Source organism: Marinoscillum sp. HNIBRBA16962 (assembly GCF_057801515.1).
In genome coordinates this window covers 4,255,580-4,274,597 of sequence record NZ_CM173603.1, presented here as the reverse complement: position 1 = coordinate 4,274,597, position 19,018 = coordinate 4,255,580, and the positions used below count along the sequence as shown (strand labels likewise).

17 protein-coding genes are annotated in these 19,018 nt (G+C 44.9%); 11 read left to right on the top strand and 6 right to left on the bottom strand.

The window, feature by feature from the left end:
• Nucleotides 1-131: 131 nt before the first annotated feature.
• Together AC3E9V_RS17805 and AC3E9V_RS17800 are read left to right on the top strand one after the other, a co-directional pair.
• Nucleotides 132-1,298, top strand: coding sequence for a molybdopterin molybdotransferase MoeA (locus AC3E9V_RS17805; RefSeq protein ID WP_488749498.1), 1,167 nt, complete (start codon nucleotides 132-134; stop codon nucleotides 1,296-1,298).
• 92 nt (nucleotides 1,299-1,390) lie between these two features.
• Nucleotides 1,391-1,786: a response regulator gene (locus tag AC3E9V_RS17800; protein WP_488749497.1), complete on the top strand. Its 396-nt coding sequence runs from the start codon at nucleotides 1,391-1,393 to the stop codon at nucleotides 1,784-1,786.
• A 2-nt stretch (nucleotides 1,787-1,788) separates the two neighbouring features.
• Here the strand turns inward: AC3E9V_RS17800 and AC3E9V_RS17795 are convergent, their stop codons facing one another.
• The 4 genes from AC3E9V_RS17795 to nirB all read right to left on the bottom strand — a co-directional run bounded on the left by AC3E9V_RS17795 (nucleotide 1,789) and on the right by nirB (nucleotide 7,282).
• On the bottom strand, nucleotides 1,789-2,454 hold the full coding sequence (locus tag AC3E9V_RS17795) for a response regulator (RefSeq protein WP_488749496.1): 666 nt from the start codon (nucleotides 2,452-2,454) through the stop codon (nucleotides 1,789-1,791).
• A 2-nt stretch (nucleotides 2,455-2,456) separates the two neighbouring features.
• Complete coding sequence (locus AC3E9V_RS17790; RefSeq protein ID WP_488749495.1) at nucleotides 2,457-4,235, bottom strand: sensor histidine kinase; 1,779 nt, start codon at nucleotides 4,233-4,235, stop codon at nucleotides 2,457-2,459.
• A 162-nt stretch (nucleotides 4,236-4,397) separates the two neighbouring features.
• Nucleotides 4,398-4,775 carry a nitrite reductase small subunit NirD gene (gene nirD, locus AC3E9V_RS17785; protein WP_488749494.1) on the bottom strand — a complete coding sequence of 126 codons (378 nt, stop codon included), beginning with the start codon at nucleotides 4,773-4,775 and terminating at the stop codon, nucleotides 4,398-4,400.
• Nucleotides 4,776-4,786: 11 nt separating this feature from the next.
• A complete protein-coding gene (gene nirB, locus AC3E9V_RS17780; protein WP_488749493.1) occupies nucleotides 4,787-7,282 on the bottom strand; it encodes a nitrite reductase large subunit NirB in 2,496 nt (831 codons plus the stop codon).
• A gap of 137 nt (nucleotides 7,283-7,419) precedes the next feature.
• Here nirB and cobA point away from each other — a divergent pair, with 137 nt between their 5' ends.
• Nucleotides 7,420-8,175 (top strand): uroporphyrinogen-III C-methyltransferase, encoded by a 756-nt coding sequence (gene cobA / locus AC3E9V_RS17775; protein ID WP_488749492.1) that lies wholly within the window; start codon nucleotides 7,420-7,422, stop codon nucleotides 8,173-8,175.
• Nucleotides 8,176-8,567: 392 nt separating this feature from the next.
• Here the strand turns inward: cobA and AC3E9V_RS17770 are convergent, their stop codons facing one another.
• A complete protein-coding gene (locus AC3E9V_RS17770) occupies nucleotides 8,568-9,191 on the bottom strand; it encodes an NUDIX hydrolase (RefSeq protein ID WP_488749491.1) in 624 nt (207 codons plus the stop codon).
• 69 nt (nucleotides 9,192-9,260) lie between these two features.
• Between AC3E9V_RS17770 and AC3E9V_RS17765 the strand changes: the two genes are divergently transcribed.
• The 3 genes from AC3E9V_RS17765 (at nucleotide 9,261) to katG (ending at nucleotide 14,664) form a co-directional block, all read left to right on the top strand.
• Complete coding sequence (locus AC3E9V_RS17765) at nucleotides 9,261-9,644, top strand: DoxX family protein (protein WP_488749490.1); 384 nt, start codon at nucleotides 9,261-9,263, stop codon at nucleotides 9,642-9,644.
• Nucleotides 9,641-12,130 (top strand): ligase-associated DNA damage response DEXH box helicase, encoded by a 2,490-nt coding sequence (locus tag AC3E9V_RS17760; RefSeq protein ID WP_488749489.1) that lies wholly within the window; start codon nucleotides 9,641-9,643, stop codon nucleotides 12,128-12,130. The genes AC3E9V_RS17765 and AC3E9V_RS17760 overlap by 4 nt, the downstream gene beginning before the upstream one ends.
• Nucleotides 12,131-12,441: 311 nt before the next feature.
• On the top strand, nucleotides 12,442-14,664 hold the full coding sequence (katG, locus tag AC3E9V_RS17755) for a catalase/peroxidase HPI (RefSeq protein ID WP_488749488.1): 2,223 nt from the start codon (nucleotides 12,442-12,444) through the stop codon (nucleotides 14,662-14,664).
• Between the two features lie 99 nt (nucleotides 14,665-14,763).
• Here the strand turns inward: katG and AC3E9V_RS17750 are convergent, their stop codons facing one another.
• Nucleotides 14,764-15,204, bottom strand: coding sequence for a GNAT family N-acetyltransferase (locus AC3E9V_RS17750; RefSeq protein WP_488749487.1), 441 nt, complete (start codon nucleotides 15,202-15,204; stop codon nucleotides 14,764-14,766).
• Nucleotides 15,205-15,422: 218 nt separating this feature from the next.
• Here AC3E9V_RS17750 and AC3E9V_RS17745 point away from each other — a divergent pair, with 218 nt between their 5' ends.
• From AC3E9V_RS17745 to AC3E9V_RS17725, 5 genes are all read left to right on the top strand, one after another.
• On the top strand, nucleotides 15,423-15,854 hold the full coding sequence (locus tag AC3E9V_RS17745) for a DUF2147 domain-containing protein (protein WP_488749486.1): 432 nt from the start codon (nucleotides 15,423-15,425) through the stop codon (nucleotides 15,852-15,854).
• A complete protein-coding gene (gene pdeM, locus AC3E9V_RS17740; protein ID WP_488749485.1) occupies nucleotides 15,844-16,506 on the top strand; it encodes a ligase-associated DNA damage response endonuclease PdeM in 663 nt (220 codons plus the stop codon). Before AC3E9V_RS17745 ends, pdeM begins: the two co-directional genes overlap by 11 nt.
• 102 nt (nucleotides 16,507-16,608) lie before the next feature.
• A complete protein-coding gene (locus tag AC3E9V_RS17735; RefSeq protein ID WP_488749484.1) occupies nucleotides 16,609-17,148 on the top strand; it encodes an RNA polymerase sigma factor in 540 nt (179 codons plus the stop codon).
• Nucleotides 17,148-18,074 (top strand): hypothetical protein, encoded by a 927-nt coding sequence (locus AC3E9V_RS17730; protein ID WP_488749483.1) that lies wholly within the window; start codon nucleotides 17,148-17,150, stop codon nucleotides 18,072-18,074. Before AC3E9V_RS17735 ends, AC3E9V_RS17730 begins: the two co-directional genes overlap by 1 nt.
• Nucleotides 18,075-18,126: 52 nt before the next feature.
• Nucleotides 18,127-19,017 (top strand): cell division protein FtsX, encoded by an 891-nt coding sequence (locus AC3E9V_RS17725; RefSeq protein WP_488749482.1) that lies wholly within the window; start codon nucleotides 18,127-18,129, stop codon nucleotides 19,015-19,017.
• The last annotated feature ends 1 nt before the right edge of the window (nucleotide 19,018 follow it).

Here is a 19,018-nt window from a genome sequence, read left to right as displayed (position 1 = left end):
AAAAATTAAGATCATGTACTTAGTTTTGCTTTAGAGCGTAAGCAGAATAGGTATTTCGTACGGTCAGAGATAGCACGGAATGCATCGGGAAATTACGAACAGAACCTGTCTATGTTTTGATTAGGAGGCTAATGATAAAAGTAGAAGAAGCATTAAAACGGATCCATAGTCAAAAGCTGGAGATTAAATACACGGAAGTAAGTATCCTTAATGCGGAGGGACACTGGCTGGCTAATGATATATATTCACCTATGGATCTCCCTGTTTTCGATAATTCAGCCATGGATGGATATGCCGTACGCGGCAATCAGGAAAACTATCAATTGGTGGGTGAAGTGGCAGCTGGTCAGACTTTTAATAATCAGTTAAAAGAGGGTGAAGCTTGCAGAATATTTACAGGGGCTAAGGTGCCCGCCAGTACCACAGCTGTGATAATGCAGGAAAAGGTAAAAGCGGTGAATGGATCAATCCATATTGAGGATGAATTGACCTTAGGGAAAAACATACGAAAAAAAGGAGAAGAACTAAGTGCCGGTGAGCTGGTACTTGCCAGAGGACAAAAGATCAATTCATCTGCTATTGGTTTACTGGCCGCTCTGGGGATAGATAAAATAACGGTATGTAAGAAACCGAAAATCGCTGTGATTACCATTGGAGATGAGCTTGTTGAGCCCGGAAAGCCGCTAGGAGAAGGACAGATCTATGAAGCCAATGGTAGCTTACTGGAATCAGCTATACGAAGTTGTGGATTCCCGATGGTGGACCGTATCCATCTTTTGGATGATGAAAGGATAATCACCGCTAAGGTGAAGGAGGTATTGTATCTGTATGATGTCATTATATTTTCCGGGGGTATCTCAGTGGGTGATTATGATTTTGTAGGTAAGGCTTTAGATGCTAATGGCGTAGAGGAGATTTTTTATAAGGTAAAGCAGAAGCCGGGTAAACCCATATTTTTTGGTAAGAGTGACAGTACTTTTGTCTTTGGTTTACCGGGGAATCCGGCTTCCAGCCTTACCTGCTTTTATATTTATGTTTTACCTCTTTTACAAAAACATGCCGGAGCAAGAGAAACGGGCCTGAATAAGTTACCGCTAAAACTTTCTCACGGATATCAGCTAAAGGGAGATCGTCCTGCCTTTCTGAAAGGGTATGTAAAAAGTGATGGATCAGTGATCATTCTCGATGGGCAGAGTTCCTCAATGTTATTTTCATTATCCATCGGGAATGCGCTTGTGCTTTTACCTCATGGGGGAGAATATGATGAGGGGACTTTAGTTGACTGTTATTTATACTAGCGTCATATTTATCCCACATAATTCCCGATCACTGACTTTTTTTTAAGGAGATAGGAGATTAATATTTACCTTGGCATTTCCAAATATTTACTATGAAAGATTCAAAGCACACTATTCTCTACGTAGACGATGAACCAGCCAATTTGAGAAGCTTTAAGTCTGCCTTCCGGCGATTGTATAAGGTTCACACAGCCGAACATCCGATCAAAGGGATAGAGATCGTTAAAGAAAATGATATAGATATAGTGGTTTCTGACCACCGTATGCCCGAATTGATCGGAACGGACTTTCTAAAAGAAGTTTTTGAGTACGACAGCAAGATCCGCCGGATTATTTTAAGCGGGTTTGTGAAAAAAGAAGAGCTGCAACAGGCCAATAAGGAATTTGGCTTGCATGGATACATCTCCAAACCATGGGATTTTGAGGATGTTCAGGCTGTCTTTCAAAAACTGCTTTCGGAAGAGGATCCACCCTTGATCGCTTACTGATCTCAGTTGAGTATCCCTTCTTTACTCACCTTTTTGAGGAGCTCGGTAATATTATTTACTTCCAGCTTCTTCATGATGTTGAACCGGTGAGTTTCGATCGTGCGGACGCTCTTCCCCAGTTTTTCAGCGATCTCTTTATTGGATATACCGTCGTAGATCATCTCCAGGATTTCCATTTCCCGGCGGGTGAGCTGGTAACTGTCTCTGGCTACACTTGTAGCTGTCGGGGTGGGGTCTGATCGGTGTGAAGCATTCAGGTAAGAATTCACAATCGTGCTGGAAATATCCCCGCTGAAGTATTTTTGGCCATCCTGCACCATGTGAATGGCCTTGATAAACTCATGCTTGTTGGTGTCTTTCAGAAGGTATCCGTCAGCGCCATATTCCAGAGACTTCAGGATATACTCAGAGTCGTCATGCATGGTCAGTACCAGAACCTTCATTTCAGGATGAGATTTTTTTACTCGCTGAGTGACCTCCAGGCCATTCATAAGGGGCATTCGTATATCTACGATCAGTACATCAGGGGCATCTTTTTCAATCAGATCCAATGTTTCCTGGCCATCGGATGCCTCAGCTATTAGTTGGATTTCCGGGTCCCCTTCCAGGACCATCTTCAATCCATACCGTACCAGCTCATGATCATCAGCTAAAATTACTCGTATCATTTTCAGTCAAGGGATAATGTGATGTATACTCGGGTACCCTCACCCAACTTTGTCTCTAAGTTAAAAACTCCTCCGATAAATGCTGTCCTTTCACGCATGTTGAATATACCGTGACCAGCTTTTTCGAAGTGGCCACTGTCATTTACCCGATCATAATCAAAGCCTTTACCATCATCTTCCACCACGATATTAAGGTTATTGATCGTATGCGAAAACTTCACGGTGATGTTCTTTGCTTTTGCATATTTCAGCGCATTGTTTACCGCCTCCTGGATGATTCGGTAGAGGTTGGTTTCTATTCTTCCCTCCAGCCGGTTAATGAAACGTGTCTCGTTAATAAATGAAACGTTGGCGTTTGTCACCGCGTTGATCTCATCGCAGAATTTCTTAATGGCCGGAACCAACCCAAAATCATCCAGGCTGGAAGGTGTGAGGTTAAATGAAACTCTTCGTACTTCCTGGATGATGCTCTTCATCAGGTCCAAAGCTTCGCGAAGCTTGATGCGCATTAGTTTGGAGTTAGACGGCGTGATGGATTCCAGCATCAGTTTCATCGCCGAAAGCATCTGACCTACACCATCATGGAGTTCACGGGAGAGCCGTTTTCGTTCTTCCTCCTGGCCTTCAAGTATGAGCACCGAGCGATAGTTCTGTTCTTTGACCGTTTTTTCGATACGCTCCCGGTTGATCTCCCTGGACCGGATTTTGGCCTCTTTAAATTCCGTTACATCTCGTGCGATCATCTTGAACTCATCTCCCATACCCACCGGGATCATGTAGGTCTCTATCCAGCAAAAATCTCCTCCTTCGGTTACCAGTTTGATCTCACCCGTCCATTTTTCACCGGCCTCCATAAGCTTAAACAGGTCTTCTGTGAAGTCCTCCTTATACCCACTGGCTGCGAGCATTTGCTGTAGTGTTTTCGGGTGGTCATCCTGATCATATTCCATCAGCTTCCTGAAGGAGGTGGCAAAGTATGAGAAACGCCCGTCTTTCCGGATGCTGGCAAAAACGGTGGGCGATTCCGGCTCCAGGTTTACAGCTTCCAGATCCTGGTAAGATTTCCCCAGTTCTTCGTATAAGATACTGAGCTCAGAAGCCATTTTCTTGGATTCTTTTTCCGAATCGATCAGCTCCTGAACGGTGGCCCGTACACTATTGGCCAGAGGACGGAAGATAAAAAGCAACTCCAGGATGATAATGGTAAGCGAAATAATGAACAGTAAGAGCTCCGTACGGCGAAGCGCTTTTACCTTTTGCTGTGCTTCTTCATCATATTGAAAAACAATCGCATCCATGCCTTCCAGAAATTGCTGTTCCTGATCGAGGATGGTTCTGGTAAACACTTTAGCACTGTCAGGTGTGTATTGTGAGGTCGTTGTGGCGTAGTTCAGCAGGGATTCCGCATTGCGAACCATTGTCCGGAAGTGCGGTTCGATCCGCTGATACATTTCCCGGATCGTATCAGAGTTTAGTCCGGTAAGCGCCATTTCCGGATCACCATTCTGGAGGGCATTGTGTGATTTTTTCCAGAGCAAGAGCGCTTGCTGAAGCTCGTTGATCTGCTCTGGTGATTTTTCCAATGAAAGCTGAAGAGCGGTCTTACTGATCTTCTGGCTCAGCATTCGCTGCCTTCCGGCCACATTGACTATACGGGAGTCATCCTGCTGTCTGCTGATAAATGCCTGTATCAGAAACTGGCTGACAATGATGCTAAGCGCTATGCAGCCTAAGGCTATCAGGTAAAAAAGACCTAACCGTTTAAATCTGGTTTTAGGCATGGACTAGTGTTAAGTTGCAGAAATAACTACATTAAAATGCGACGCAAATAGTTGATTTACAGCTGATTGTTTCTGCTGATTATCTGTGCCATTAGGCACTGGTTTTCCTGCAAATTAAGTAATCAACGGCTTTTTACGTAACACGTTGTGGAGTTTACGTAGTTATTCTGCGAAACCTACATATACTTTATCACCTTCCACCTTCACAGGGTATGTGGCCAGGTCACACTCATCTCCGTTGATGTTTTTCCCGCTTTTCAGCGAAAAGGTCTTTTTATGAAAAGGACAGGCAACTTTTGGCTCATCACCATCTGAGCCGATCATACCGCGGGAGAGGATCATCTGCTTTTTATGAGGGCAAAGGTTTTGGGTGGCGTACCATTCACTACGTCTGGAAAAATTGAATATGGCAACCTGAAGGCCTTTGTAATAGATGCACAGGCCGCCGTTTTTAGGAAAATCCGAGACGTCTGAAGCCTCCACCCATACTTTGACCTCTTCCGGTCTTACTGTTTTATATGCTATTTCTTCCTGAATCATGTTTTTACAAGTTATGCCCAGTCCACTGGCTTTTTCATTTCTCGCATCGAATCAAATTTTTGCGTAGGGTCCGACTCCTCTACGTTGGCGAAGTGCTTAAATTTTTTCTGAAGCTCCTCATCCTCCACCACTGTTCTCCATTCACATTGATAGGCGTTGACCAGTGCCTGCATGTCTTTTTCCAGCTCTTCACCGATTCCCAGACTGTCCTCTACCACCACCTCTCGCAGGTAGTCAATACCGCCATCCAGCTTATTGAGCCAGACCGAGGTACGGTTGAGCGGTTCGGCAGTTTTGATGTAAAACATCAGGAACCGGTCGAGGTACCTGATACATGTTTTTTCGTCGATATCACCTGCCAGCAATAGCGCATGCTGGGGGTTGGCGCCTCCATTTCCACACACGTATAGGTTGTACCCCTTTTCAGTGGCAATCAGCCCAAAATCCTTGCCTTGTGCTTCGGCGCATTCTCTCCGGCAGCCGGAAACGGCTCCTTTGAGTTTGTGGGGTGACCGAAGGCCTTTGTACCGGTTTTCTATTTCAATGGCAAAAGATACCGAGTCATGGAGGCCATAGCGACACCAGGTAGAACCCACACAGCTTTTTACGGTCCGTAGCGCTTTACCATAGGCGTGTCCGCTTTCAAAACCCGCATCGATCAGCTCTCGCCAGATCTTGGGGAGCTGATCAATCCGAGCACCAAACATGTCTATACGCTGACCACCAGTGATCTTGGTATAGAGATTGTACTTTTTAGCTACCTGCCCCAGGACAATCAGTTTGTCCGGGGTGATTTCCCCACCGGGAACCCTCGGTACTACTGAGTAGCTTCCGCCTTTCTGGATATTGGCGAGGAATCGATCATTGGTATCCTGGATCGTATCTTCTTTGAGAATGTGATCATTCCAGATGCTGGCCAGCAAAGAAGCTACCGCTGGCTTACAGGTTTCGCACCCGTCTCCGGTTCCGTATTGCTCCAGCAGGTTGTCGTATGATTTGATCTCGTTGACTTTGATCAGGTCGTAAAGCTCCTGGCGGCTGTAGTCAAAATGCGCACAGAGCACTTTTTTCACCGATTGCCCCATGGACTTCATGGTTTCTGAAAACAGGTCTGAAACCATTGGGGAGCAGGCTCCGCAACCTGTGCCGGCCTTAGTGCAGGAGCGAACCTGTTTGATGTCGGTCAACTCCTGCTCTGTAATGGCCGAGACTATGTCTCCTTTTGTGACATTTTCACATGAACATATTTGTGCACTCTCAGGCAGGTCTGTGATGGCATTGCCTCCGGCGCCTTCGCCACCACGCGCACCCAGGATCAGGTCCTCCGGGTTGGGAGGGAGCGCCATATTATTGACCGCTGTCTGGTGCAGGATGTTGTAGGCGCTGGCATCACCTACCAGTATGCCGCCGATGAGTCGTTTTCCGTCAGAGGAAATATTAATGCGCTTGTAAATACCAGTCTTTTGATCTTCAAACACAATAGGATGTGAGTCCTCGGTTACCCCTAGTGGATCTCCGAAGCTCCCTACATCCACACCGATCAGTTTGAGTTTGGTAGACATGTCTGCTCCAGTAAATCGAAGCTCTCCTTTGCCCAGGATGTGGTCCAGCGCTACGTCTGCCATTTCATACCCCGGAGCTACCAGGCCGTAAACCATGTCCTTATAAGAGGCGGCCTCACCTATTGCAAAGATGTTTGGATCGTTGGTTTGCATGCTTTCATTTACCTTAAATCCACCTCGCTTGCCCGTGTCCAGTCCGCACTGTTTGGCCAGCTCATCCCTGGAGACGATCCCACAGGAGATCACCAGCATTTCTGTTTCCAATGTAGAGCCGTCCGCAAATTCCAGCTCCGTTAGCTTGCCATTTCCCTTTATTTCTTTGGTATTCTTTTCCAGCAGCACATCGATGCCCAGCGCTTCGATTTTAGACTGCAGCATGGCTGCTCCGCCCACGTCCAGCTGCCGCGGCATCAAGCGGGAAGCAAATTCGATGACAGAAGTTTTCAGTTTCATATCAAGAAGGGCTTTGGCGGCCTCCAACCCCAGGAGACCGCCACCAAGAACTGCCCCACTATTTACTTTTTTCGCGTAGGCAATGATCTGCTCCAGATCTTCTATTGTGCGGTAAACAAATACCCCTTTCTTTTCTACACCATTAATAGGAGGAACCATAGCGCTGGAGCCTGTTGCCATGATCAGGTAGTCATAAGATTCTACATCGCCATGATGGGTTTTGATGGTTTTTGCTTCCCGGTCGATCTCAGTAATGAGCTGTGATGTTTTCAGAGTTACGTCATTTTCTACGTACCAGGAGGCAGGGGCCATCAAAAGCTTGTCCGAAGATTGGTCTGAGAAGTACTCACTAAGATGTACACGGTCATACGCAGGTAGTGGCTCTTCTCCATATACAGTCAGCTCCACTTCACTTGATGAGGCCAGCTTGCGTAGTTTTTCACAAAACTTGTAACCAACCATCCCATTTCCTATGACTACAACTTTTTTCATAATTACGTGATTTATGCCTGGTTTTAAGTAGTATTAAGGTGTTTATTACCTCACTACTTAAATTTAATTACGTAAAACTACGTATAAATACTTAATTATGAAATCTTAATTACGTAATTTTACGAAAAAAATAAAGTATGTCACGATTGTTATTAGTAGGAGCAGGCCCTGGTGATCCTGAGTTGATCACCCTGAAGGCGGTAAAAGCACTGCAGGAAGCAGATGTGGTACTTTATGATGCGCTGGCGAATGAGGAGCTGCTGAAACATTGCAGGCCGGACTGTGAGCGGATCTACGTAGGCAAGAAGCCGGGTATTCACCAGTACCAGCAGATCTACATCAATGACATGATCGTGGATCTGGGGAAAAGACATAAAACCGTAGTGCGACTCAAAGGAGGCGATCCGTTTGTTTTTGGGCGTGGGCATGAGGAGCTTGAACATGCCAGGGCACACGGAATGGAAGTGGAAGTAGTGCCGGGTATTTCCAGCTCTATGGCTGTACCCGCCATGAATCAGATACCCCTGACCAAACGTGGCATCAATGAAAGTTTCTGGGTAGTAACAGGCACAACAAAGGACCATGCATTATCTAAGGATATCCAGCTCGCGGCCCGGTCAAGCGCCACTGTGGTGGTGCTGATGGGGATGAAACGGCTGTCACATATTGTGTCCCTTTTCAAAACAAGTAGGGGAGGTGAGGAACCGGTTGGGATCATTCAAAATGGTACACGATCTGATGAACGAAGTGTTTTAGGGACACTGGATACTATTGAAGAAAAAGTAAAACAACAGGGAATAGGTTCTCCGGCAATCATCGTGATTGGAGAGGTGGTGAGGCTGCATCCGGAGTATGTACTGAAGCAGATTGGTCAGAAAGAGAAGGAGGAATGAGGAAGTTTTCTTAATTTTCTAAAATTCTTTACCGAAGCTACATGAACCTGGCACATAAGTTTAACGAACTGAGGAAAAACAGGGGTATTTGTCAGGGAATATTTAGGAAAGCTCCTTTTACCATCCAGAAAGTGTCGCTTACCCACCAGGAATGCCATTTAATCTAAAGAAGGTTTGAAAATGAAAAGTAACTGTTTATCTTGTGCTATATAATCGCTTACGTTTCAACTGACGGAAGATGCTGTCAGTGAAGCCGGTTCTTAATGATAAAAGCCCAATCGAAAGATCGGGCTTTTATTTTAGAGTTCTATTGTTTGTTATGAACCAGTGTTATTAAATGTACTTCCGTCTTTCCTTTTATGCTGTCGCCTTATTGAATTGGGCTTACACGATCAATCAAAATAAACCGGTTTATTCGGGTTTTTATACAGGTCGAAAATAATCTTCAACTGTTCTTTGGTATTTCGAGGAGCAGAGAGCTCTGGTAGATCATGGATGGGGAAGTAGGCTGCATCATCTGTTTCATACCCGCGTTCCAGATTTTCATGGATCAACCCACAAAGAATAAAGATCTTATAGACATAATGAATGTCGGCGGGATGATGATGGCATTTTTTGTCCATCACTGCCAGCAGCCGTTGACTTTTCACTTTTACTCCAGCTTCTTCAGCCGTTTCTTTTTCTGCGATTTCAGATGGCGAATACCCAATATCTGCCCAGCCGCCAGGTAGTGCCCATCCACCATCTATTTTTTCTTTTACCATGAGTAGCTCATCCTTTTCATTAAAGATCACTCCCCGTACATCTGTTTTTGGTGTGATATATTCGTTCCTGGGACGCAGCACGCCCTCAATGGATTTTACCGGATGATCTATAAGCAGGGCCATCATTTCCGTACTGATCTGCTTCAGTTCCTGGTATCGGTCCCGATCAAAATCGTCTTTTTGATAGACCAGTCCTATTTCTGCGAGTGATCTGATTCGTTTTGCATGCTCCAGTAGTTCTTTTGATATCATATGTGTCGTATAAATGACTTGCTTTTTACTTTTAAATAGGCGATTTTACAGAATAGATTGGACAATATCATGAAAAAGGTCATTGAATGGATCTTAAGCTTGATCGCCGCAATCATCTTGCTTCAGACCCTTTACTTCAAATTTACAGGACAACCCGAGAGTATTTACATATTTACACAAGTAGGTATGGAGCCTGTTGGTCGAATTGGTTCCGGTATTGTAGAGCTTATCGCTGGCGTGTTGCTGGTGATTCCACGTTACAGGGTTTTCGGAGCTATTACTGGGATGCTGGTGATTTCAGGCGCTCTTTTCTTTCACCTGACCAGTCTTGGTGTTATTGTACAGGATGATGGTGGTCAGCTTTTCTTTTATGCGCTTGCTGTATTTATTGCCTGTCTGATTATTCTGATTTTTCGGAAAAAGGAGATTCCTTTGATAGGGAATAAGCTTTGACCGATTTTATGCCGCTGACAGGTAAAAAAAGTCACACAGATTTAGCACGCAGGTGGTTCCGGTCGAAAGGCTGGAAGCCGTTTACTTTTCAGGAGGAAGCCTGGCAGGCGTACCTTTTGGGGAAGTGTGGACTACTGAATGCACCAACGGGGAGCGGAAAAACTTACGCGCTTTGGATACCCTGTGTACTGGAGTTTCTCAGGGACCATGATCCGGCAGATGTTACCCCGGAACTGAGAATTCTATGGGTAACACCTTTACGGGCTTTGGCCAAAGACATCCAAAGAGCCATGCAGGAGGTATGCGATGATCTGGACCTGCGCTGGTCTGTGGGCTTACGGACCGGTGACACCACGACCACCGAGCGCCAAAAACAAAAGAAGAATGCCCCTCAGGCGCTTGTCATCACCCCGGAGAGTATTCATATCCTTCTGAGTCAGAGTGATTACCCTAATTATTTCAAAAACCTGAAAGCCATCATTGTAGATGAATGGCATGAAATCCTGGGTACTAAGCGAGGGATAGCAATGGAGCTGGCTATCTCCAGGTTAAAACACATCGCATTGGACCCGCTGAAGATCTGGGGCATTTCTGCTACCATTGGCAACCTGCCCCAGGCTAAACGGGTGCTGCTGGGAGAGGATTACTACAAGGATGCAGTGACCATTCGTGCCAGGGTGGATAAGAAAATAGAGGTGGAATCTATTCTGCCGGATCAGGTTGAAAAGTTTCCATGGTCCGGGCACTTAGGGACTAAGTTGCTTCCAAAGATCCTTCCGATCATCAATCGGAGTAAGACCACTTTACTCTTTACAAACACCCGATCGCAAACAGAACTATGGTACCAGGCGATCCTGAGATATGCCCCTGAGTTGTCCGGTGTAATTGCCATGCACCACGGGTCTATGGATCATGATATTCGAGGCTGGGTGGAGGATGCATTGCATGCGGAGAAGCTAAAAGTGGTGGTCTGTACTTCCAGCCTGGACCTGGGTGTTGATTTTCGTCCGGTCGATACCGTCATTCAGGTGGGTGGACCAAAAGGCGTATCCCGGTTTTTTCAGAGAGCGGGTCGGAGTGGTCATCAGCCCGGAGCTATCAGCAAGATCTACTTTGTGCCTACCCACTCGCTGGAGCTGATCGAAGGGGCGGCGCTGCGTCAGGCCATTAGAACCAAAAAGTTTGAGAGCAGGAAACCTCTTGAAAAAAGCCTGGATGTGCTGGTGCAATACCTGGTGACGCTGGCAGTAAGCGGGGGGTTCAAACCACTCCGGATCCTGGAAGAGGTAAAAACAACCTACTGCTACCGGTTGCTGAATGCTGAAGAGTGGCGATGGGTGCTGGATTTTATCACCACAGGGGGAAAGACGCTCGGACAGTATGATGAGTTTGCGCGTGTATATGAGGAGGATGGAATTTACAGGATCATTAACAAGAAAGCAGCCACTAAGCACCGACTTTCGATCGGAACAATTGTAGGGGATCCGGCCATGAAAGTAAAGTTTCTGACCGGAGGAACTATCGGGACAGTAGAGGAGAGCTTTGTGTCCCGGCTCAATCCGGGAGATACCTTTTGGTTTGCCGGAAAAAACCTGGAGTTTGTTCGGATCAAGGACCTCACGGTACTGGTACGTAAGTCTAAACGAAAAAGTGGAATCACACCTGCCTGGGGCGGCGGACGTTTGCCGTTATCGTCCATGCTTGCCGATGGCATAAGGGAAAAACTCCAGCAATGTATCGATGGAGATTATTCGGATATAGAGCTGCAAACCATCAGGCCTATCCTTGACCTGCAGGCCAAATGGTCCATTATTCCTTCCCGAAATAAGCTTCTCATTGAGCGAACTAAATCGCGTTTTGGCAATCATGTATTTATCTACCCTTTTGAGGGAATGTTTGTCCATGAAGTGTTGGCGGGCATTGTTGCATTAAGAATTAGCAGAATCCAGCCGATCAGCTTTTCCATTTCCATGAATGACTATGGGTTCGAACTGCTTTCTGATCAGGAGATTCCTATAGAAGAGGCATTGGAGGTGGATCTGTTTACCGAAGAGAACCTCATGCGGGATATCGAGGAGTCCATCAACATGACAGAGATGGCCACCCGGAAGTTTCGAGACATTGCTACCATAGCTGGTCTGATCTTTCATGGATATCCCGGTAAAAATATAACTGCAAGGCACTTACAGGCCTCTTCTGGGATCCTATTTAAAGTGTTTAGAGAATATGACGAAGAAAACCTGCTGATCCGCCAGTCGATGGAGGAGGTTTTAACCCTTCAACTAGAACACTCACGCCTTTTTGAAGCCTTCCGAAGGATCAACGGACAGGAGATTATACTAAAGGAGACTAAGAAACCTACACCTTTCGCGTTCCCCATTTTGGTGGACATGCTTCGCCGGCAAAACCTTACCTCAGAGCAGTTATCTGACCGTATTCAGAAAATGAGATTGCAATTGGAGCGGTATGCGGAGAAGGAGAATTGACTCTTGACTTTGACCATGGCCATTGGCTAAAATCACCAGTTAACCAGGACCACTACCTGCTGTGCTACCGGTCATCGGCCAACTAATTTCCTTTTTTTAGCCGTTGACTCTGATTAAGGAAATCTTACTCCAACATACTGAACAGGTTTAAGCTTCCATTTCCTTTTTAAATGGCCTGCGTTTTTAGTAAATTAATAGCATATAGTGGGTATAATTATTATCATAATTTAAACTAATAGGTTTATAAAATTTATAAATAATGATTATTGCACATTTGTGAAAAACAGTCAAACTTTTAATTGATTCAAAAAATGGAAGATAACAACTCATCACACAGTACTAATGGTGAAGGTAAGTGCCCATTTCACAATGGCGCTCTACGTGAAAGTGCGGGTGGAGGCACCCAAAATCGTGAATGGTGGCCTAACAAGCTGAATCTGAATATTCTGCGTCAGCATGCCCCCTTGTCCAGCCCAATGGATGAAGATTTCAATTATGCTGAAGAATTTAAGAAGCTTGACCTTCAGGCTGTAAAAAAAGACCTCAACGACCTGATGACAGACTCTCAGGACTGGTGGCCCGCAGATTTTGGCCACTACGGACCAATGTTTATCCGGATGGCATGGCACAGCGCTGGCACATATCGTGTCGTTGACGGACGTGGAGGTGGTGGTACCGGTAACCAGCGTTTTGCACCTCTCAACAGCTGGCCGGATAATGTAAACCTGGATAAAGCTCGTTTATTGCTGTGGCCGGTTAAGCAGAAATATGGTAAGAAACTCTCCTGGGCAGATCTCATGATCCTGGCCGGTAATGTAGCTTTGGAATCTATGGGCTTCAAGACGTTTGGTTTTGGAGGCGGCCGTGAAGATGTCTGGCAACCGGAAGAAGACATTTATTGGGGGTCTGAAGGTGAGTGGTTAGATAACCAACGCCATGATAAAGATGGGGAGCTCGAGAAACCTCTTGGTGCGGACCATATGGGGCTGATCTATGTAAACCCGGAAGGACCTGATGGAGAGCCTGATCCGAAAAAGGCAGCATACTTCATTCGGCAGACATTTGCCCGCATGGCGATGAATGATGAAGAGACCGTGGCACTTATAGCGGGGGGGCATACATTTGGAAAAACACACGGTGCGGCCCCCGAAGAGCACCTCGCTGCGGATCCTGAAGGAGCTACCATTGAAGAGCAAGGTATGGGCTGGAAAAGTAGTTTTGGAAGTGGTAAAGGCAATGACACCATTACCAGTGGCCTTGAGGGAACCTGGACCCAAACTCCAACACAATGGAGCAACAATTTCTTTAAAAACCTGTTTGAATACGATTGGGAAAAATATAAGAGCCCTGCAGGCAAATGGCAATGGAGACCAAAAGACGGAGCTGGTGAAGGCACCATTCCTGACGCTCATGATCCGGCAAAAAAACATGCTCCTTTCATGTTGACAACAGATCTTTCACTGAAAGAAGACCCTGCATATGAAAAGATCTCCAGACGATTCTATGAAAACCCTGATGAATTTGCAGATGCGTTTGCACGAGCATGGTACAAGCTTACTCACAGGGACATGGGGCCTAAGGAGCTTTTACTTGGTCCTGAGGTACCGGAGGAGGAATTGCTTTGGCAGGACCCCGTTCCGGCAGTGACCCATGAGTTGATTGATGATAAGGACGTGGCTGTTCTGAAAGGAAAAATACTTGATTCAGGGTTAACTACCTCTGAGCTGGTATCTACAGCCTGGGCTTCTGCTTCCACTTTCCGTGGCTCTGATAGAAGAGGTGGTGCTAATGGTGCACATATCCGACTAGAGCCTATGAAGAATTGGGAAGTCAACAACCCTAAGCAGTTAGCGAAAGTGCTGGGAGTACTTGAAGGAATTCAGGAAGAGTTTAATGATGCTCAATCCGGAAATAAAAAGGTTTCGCTAGCGGACTTGATCGTTCTGGGTGGAAGTGCTGCTGTTGAAAAAGCTGCAAAGGATGCAGGCCATGATGTAAAAGTCCTCTTTTCACCAGGTAGGGGGGACGCTTCGCAGGAGCAGACTGATGTAGAGTCCTTCTCATGGTTGGAGCCGCCAGCAGATGCTTTTCGAAATTACTTTGAACCTAAGCACAATACCACAGCAGAAGAGATGTTGCTGGATAAGTCACAATTGTTAACACTTACTCCTCCTGAGATGACAGTGTTAGTTGGCGGTATGCGAGTTCTGGATACAAACTATGATCACTCCAAACATGGCGTCTTCACAAAAACTCCGGGAAGGTTGACCAATGATTTCTTCCTGAATCTTCTGGATCTGGGTACTACCTGGAAAGCTATCACAGAAAAAGGAGATGTTTTTGAAGGAAGTGATCGTAAGACTGGTGAAGTAAAGTGGACCGGAACTCGGGCAGACCTGATTTTCGGATCTAATTCGGAGCTCAGAGCACTTGCTGAAGTTTATGGAGCTACAGATTCTGAAGAGAAGTTTGTAAAAGACTTTGTAAAAGCCTGGGTTAAAGTGATGAATTTGGATCGATTTGATCTAAAATAGACATGAACATCTGAGTTAAGATGTAGATTTAGATTTGCTAAAAAGATGGCCAGGAAGCGGGCCATCTTTTTTTGTTGGGGTTTGTCAAAATATGGAAAATTAATTTTTGTAGTAAAACAGATGATCGTTTGTCGCCTTAACAAACCCGAGGCTGTAGTAGAAATCTCTTACTCTTCGGTTTGATGGGGTGGTTTCCAATGCGATGACCTTTTTCTCATTGGTTTGAATAATCCGCTTAACGTACTTTGTTCCAAGCCCTCTTCCTCTTGCTTCCGGAATAATGTACAGCTCATCTATATGTAAAATATCACTTCCATGTTCATTGCTCCACTGGTTGATGAGTAGACCATACCCTACTATGCGATTGTGGCTTTCTATGATTTCTATTTGACCCTTCATGGGGAACTTAGTCAGTACTCCAATTGTCCGCTCTATTTTAGCCTGATCCATTGCTTCGCCCTCCGGGTCGTCCTGATATAGCGCCAAGATCATCTGTGATAGTTGTCGGTGATCGGATGATTTATATTTTCTTATTTCCATTTCGATATGCTTCTAAAAACGCTTTGGAATAACACCAGAGTAAGCTCAAAAATTCTAGATTATAAATCATTGAGTGATTAATTCTATTTGTTTGTAGTGTAGTATACTTATCGGGTTTTTTCTTGCATTAACTTGAAGTGGCAATACCTCCCGTCTGATATACCACTAACAGGAAAGGGGCTTTCACTATTTTTGTTTTTTCAAAACCTAAAAATGACATGCGATACATTATTGTTTCTTTCCTATTAGCAATTTCTCTCACGTGCTCTGCTCAGTCCATAGTGGGCAAATGGAAGACCATCGATGATAACACTGGTAAGCCAAGATCTGTGGTAGAGATCTATGAGAAAGGGGGTAAGTACTATGGTAAGATCACCAAGTTGTTTAGGGAGCCGGGAGAAGATCAGGATCCCGTCTGCGATGAATGTTCAGGAGACAAAAAAGATCAGAAAATCATCGGGATGGAAATCATTACCGACATGGAATATGATGTTGATGATACCGAATATGACAGTGGTGAGATCCTGGATCCGGAAAGTGGAAGTGTATATGATTGTAAGCTTTGGATTGGTGAGGATAATAATCTAAAAGTTCGGGGATACCTTATGTTTTTCTTCCGCACACAAACATGGCTGCCTTATGAAGGTTAGCAAGGCCCTCCGGCAAACAATTAATCTGCAACTTTGTGGCCAGGATCTTATACTGGATGCAGGCAGGTCCGTTTATTGGCCAGATCAGCAAACTCTGATTGTATCTGATCTGCATTTAGGAAAAGCCGGGCATTTTCGAAAAAATGGAGTGCCGGTTCCTAAAAAGATCCATTTTTCAGATCTGCAACGCCTGGATGAACAGGTCCGAAAGTATAAGCCAGACAGGTTGATTTTTTTGGGCGATCTGTTCCATAGTGATGAAAACCTTGAATGGCAGGATTTTATCAGCTGGTCAGCAAGTCATAAGAGCGTCCGTCAAATTCTGGTAGAAGGCAATCATGATATTCTGGACGAGGCAAGTTACGCCCAAACAGTGATCGAGCTTGTGCCAGAATGGGTAACGGGGCCATTCCGATTTACCCATGAGCCTGTCGATTCGGAAGTTTATAACATAGCCGGTCATATTCACCCCGGTGTACGCCTGCGTGGCCCTGCACGGCAGAGTATGGTCATGCCTTGTTTTTATTTTGGGAGAATGCAGGGAATACTTCCGGCATTTGGCAACTTTACCGGAAGTTACGTCTTAAATCCTAAAAAAGGGGATCGTATTTTTGCCCTGATGGAGGGGGCTATCATTGGGTTAATAGGGTAAATCAGTTAATTTACAGTAGAAATCACCTGATTTATCGTAAAGGGAGGTTACTTTTTATAGACTTATTGTATTTAAAACAGGGAGTTTCGACTTCCTCGGTGTATGAAGGATAGTGAGATTCTTGAAAAGATCAGTAAAGGGGATGAGCGGGCTTTAGACTATCTGTACAAGAAGTATTACAGGATGATGACCAACATGGTCCTTAAGAATAATGGTACGGAAGATGAAGCTAAAGATGTTTATCAGGAAGCTTTGCTTGCCTTTTGGCAAAAAGCAGCAAGCGGAAAACTGGTACTTACATCTAAAATCAGCACGTTCCTATACAGCATCTGCATGAATCAGTGGAGGAAAGAGCTCGAGCGAAAAAGCAGGCTTTCCAGTGAAGAAGTGGATAGTGAGGAGTACCAAACTTATGACGAAAAGGAAAGGTACAAAGTGGTTATGCAATGTATCAGCGAGTTGGGAGATACTTGCAAAAAGATTTTGACGTATTATTATTTTGATGGTCTGAATATGACAGACATAGCTGAGAAGCTGAATTTTGCGAATACTGATACGGCCAAAACGAAAAAATATAAGTGTAAAAAGAAACTGGATAGTTTAATAAAAGAGCGATACAGTACAACTGACTTTTTTGATTGATGGACTTTAAGCAAAAAGATATAATTGAAAGCTATTTGAGAGGTGATCTCGAGGGTAGCGACCTTGCTTCATTTGAAAATCAAATGCAGATTGACCCTGCATTCAAAGAAGAGGTATTGTACGAACAGTTAGTGAAGGAGGGGATCTCAGAATACCGCAAAGCCGAGTTAAAAGGCAGGCTAAACGCAATCGATGTATCTTCCAACTGGGTAGGACTGGGATCTTTTGGTTCAAATACAATCCTGAAATCCATTGGCGGTACCCTGGTTGTTGTTGTTTTGGGTATTGTCGCTTATTACAACATTGATGCAGATGATCTTACCGGTCATCCGGTTGACCACACATACATCGATGGTATCTACCTGCCAAATAAAGACATTGAAATTCCTGAGATTGAAATTCCTGAAGAGGAGCCTTTGGTCACAGAAAAAGCCTTTGAGCCTGCGGGGTCAGAGGCAAGAGAAGAACCTGTTGAAAAAGCTGAGCCGGTAAAAGAGGCTGTTGCTAAGTCTACTGCTGATGAATCCGAACGAGACTTTACACCTAAAGTAAACCTTCCGGGGCTTGCAGATGTAGATAGCGAGGATGCGATGAAAACCGAAGACCTTGATATTCCGGAAGTTTCGTCGCTGGATGAAGTAGGTGGCGATTCGCAACCCCTGGATGTAGAAACAGTAAATCGCAATTCCGGAACCATCAAATACAAATACCTGGAAGGCAAACTGTACCTCTACGGCGATTTTGGTAAGCAACCTTACGAGATTCTGGAGATCAATAAAGCTGATGAGCGTAGAATCTATGTTTACTATGACTCTGAATATTACCAGGTAGAGGTTACGGACAAAGTGGAGGAACTGCCGGTTATCACTAACAAGAAGCTTCGAGAAGAATTGGAGATCTTGCGAAATAGTAAACTGACCGAATAAAGGGCACCTCTAAATCTACAAATCCATTTACATTAGTTAGTTTTGGGGCGGGATGGAACAGAAAACCCGTAAAAAACGTAAGCTAGGAAGCTATCCGTTTGTCAGTGTGGTCTTTAGTATTACACTGGCACTTTTTGTTATTGGCTTATTTGGTCTGATGGCATTGCATACCAATAAGCTCACTTCTATTATTCAGGAAAATATTGAGGTTCAGGTTTTCCTTAACAAGCAACTTTCTTCGAGCGAGATGAGCCGTATAAGCCGAACCATTGGATCTAAGGAGTATGTCCTTGCCAAAAATGACCAACCCGGCATACGTCTGATTACCAGGGAAGAAGCAGCGGAGCAGTTTATGCAGGACACCGGAGAGGATTTCACGGAATTTTTAGGGGACAACCCCCTTCGTGATCTTTATGTAGTAAATATTAAACCTGCTTATCAGGCCTCCGACTCGCTTAAGCTTATCCGGAAAGACATTGAATCCATTCGGGGAGTTTACGAAGTTTCGTATATGGAGTCTCTTGTAGAAAGTATCAATGAAAACCTTACAAAAATAGGAATAGTGCTGGTAGGTTTCTTTTTGGTTTTGCTGATCGTGGTGATCATACTCATTAATAATACCATTAAGCTGGCTATGTTTTCTCAACGCTTTCTGATACGGAGTATGCAGCTTGTCGGTGCTACAGGCGGTTTTATCCGGTCACCCTTTCTGAAGCGTTCAGCGTGGTATGGTTTTCTTGCCGGGATGCTGGCATCTTTTTTTCTGGGGTTGATCCTTATGTACATGAATCAGCGCATTGATGATCTGGAGCAGTTGCAGGATACAAAAAATATGGCCATCCTTTTTACCTCGCTTGTCGTACTGGGTATTGTGGTGGGATACTTAAGTACCTGGCGCGCCGTAAGAAAATATTTAAAACTTTCATTGGACGAACTTTATTAAA

Bases quoted from the DNA above. Each gene is read 5' to 3' on its own strand.
- AC3E9V_RS17805 (WP_488749498.1), top strand. From the start codon at position 132: ATGATAAAAGTAGAAGAAGCATTAAAACGGATCCATAGTCAAAAGCTG.
- AC3E9V_RS17800 (WP_488749497.1), top strand. From the start codon at position 1,391: ATGAAAGATTCAAAGCACACTATTCTCTACGTAGACGATGAACCAGCC.
- AC3E9V_RS17795 (WP_488749496.1), bottom strand. From the start codon at position 2,454: ATGATACGAGTAATTTTAGCTGATGATCATGAGCTGGTACGGTATGGA.
- AC3E9V_RS17790 (WP_488749495.1), bottom strand. From the start codon at position 4,235: ATGCCTAAAACCAGATTTAAACGGTTAGGTCTTTTTTACCTGATAGCC.
- nirD (WP_488749494.1), bottom strand. From the start codon at position 4,775: ATGATTCAGGAAGAAATAGCATATAAAACAGTAAGACCGGAAGAGGTC.
- nirB (WP_488749493.1), bottom strand. From the start codon at position 7,282: ATGAAAAAAGTTGTAGTCATAGGAAATGGGATGGTTGGTTACAAGTTT.
- cobA (WP_488749492.1), top strand. From the start codon at position 7,420: ATGTCACGATTGTTATTAGTAGGAGCAGGCCCTGGTGATCCTGAGTTG.
- AC3E9V_RS17770 (WP_488749491.1), bottom strand. From the start codon at position 9,191: ATGATATCAAAAGAACTACTGGAGCATGCAAAACGAATCAGATCACTC.
- AC3E9V_RS17765 (WP_488749490.1), top strand. From the start codon at position 9,261: ATGAAAAAGGTCATTGAATGGATCTTAAGCTTGATCGCCGCAATCATC.
- katG (WP_488749488.1), top strand. From the start codon at position 12,442: ATGGAAGATAACAACTCATCACACAGTACTAATGGTGAAGGTAAGTGC.
- AC3E9V_RS17750 (WP_488749487.1), bottom strand. From the start codon at position 15,204: ATGGAAATAAGAAAATATAAATCATCCGATCACCGACAACTATCACAG.
- AC3E9V_RS17745 (WP_488749486.1), top strand. From the start codon at position 15,423: ATGCGATACATTATTGTTTCTTTCCTATTAGCAATTTCTCTCACGTGC.
- pdeM (WP_488749485.1), top strand. From the start codon at position 15,844: ATGAAGGTTAGCAAGGCCCTCCGGCAAACAATTAATCTGCAACTTTGT.
- AC3E9V_RS17735 (WP_488749484.1), top strand. From the start codon at position 16,609: ATGAAGGATAGTGAGATTCTTGAAAAGATCAGTAAAGGGGATGAGCGG.
- AC3E9V_RS17730 (WP_488749483.1), top strand. From the start codon at position 17,148: ATGGACTTTAAGCAAAAAGATATAATTGAAAGCTATTTGAGAGGTGAT.
- AC3E9V_RS17725 (WP_488749482.1), top strand. From the start codon at position 18,127: ATGGAACAGAAAACCCGTAAAAAACGTAAGCTAGGAAGCTATCCGTTT.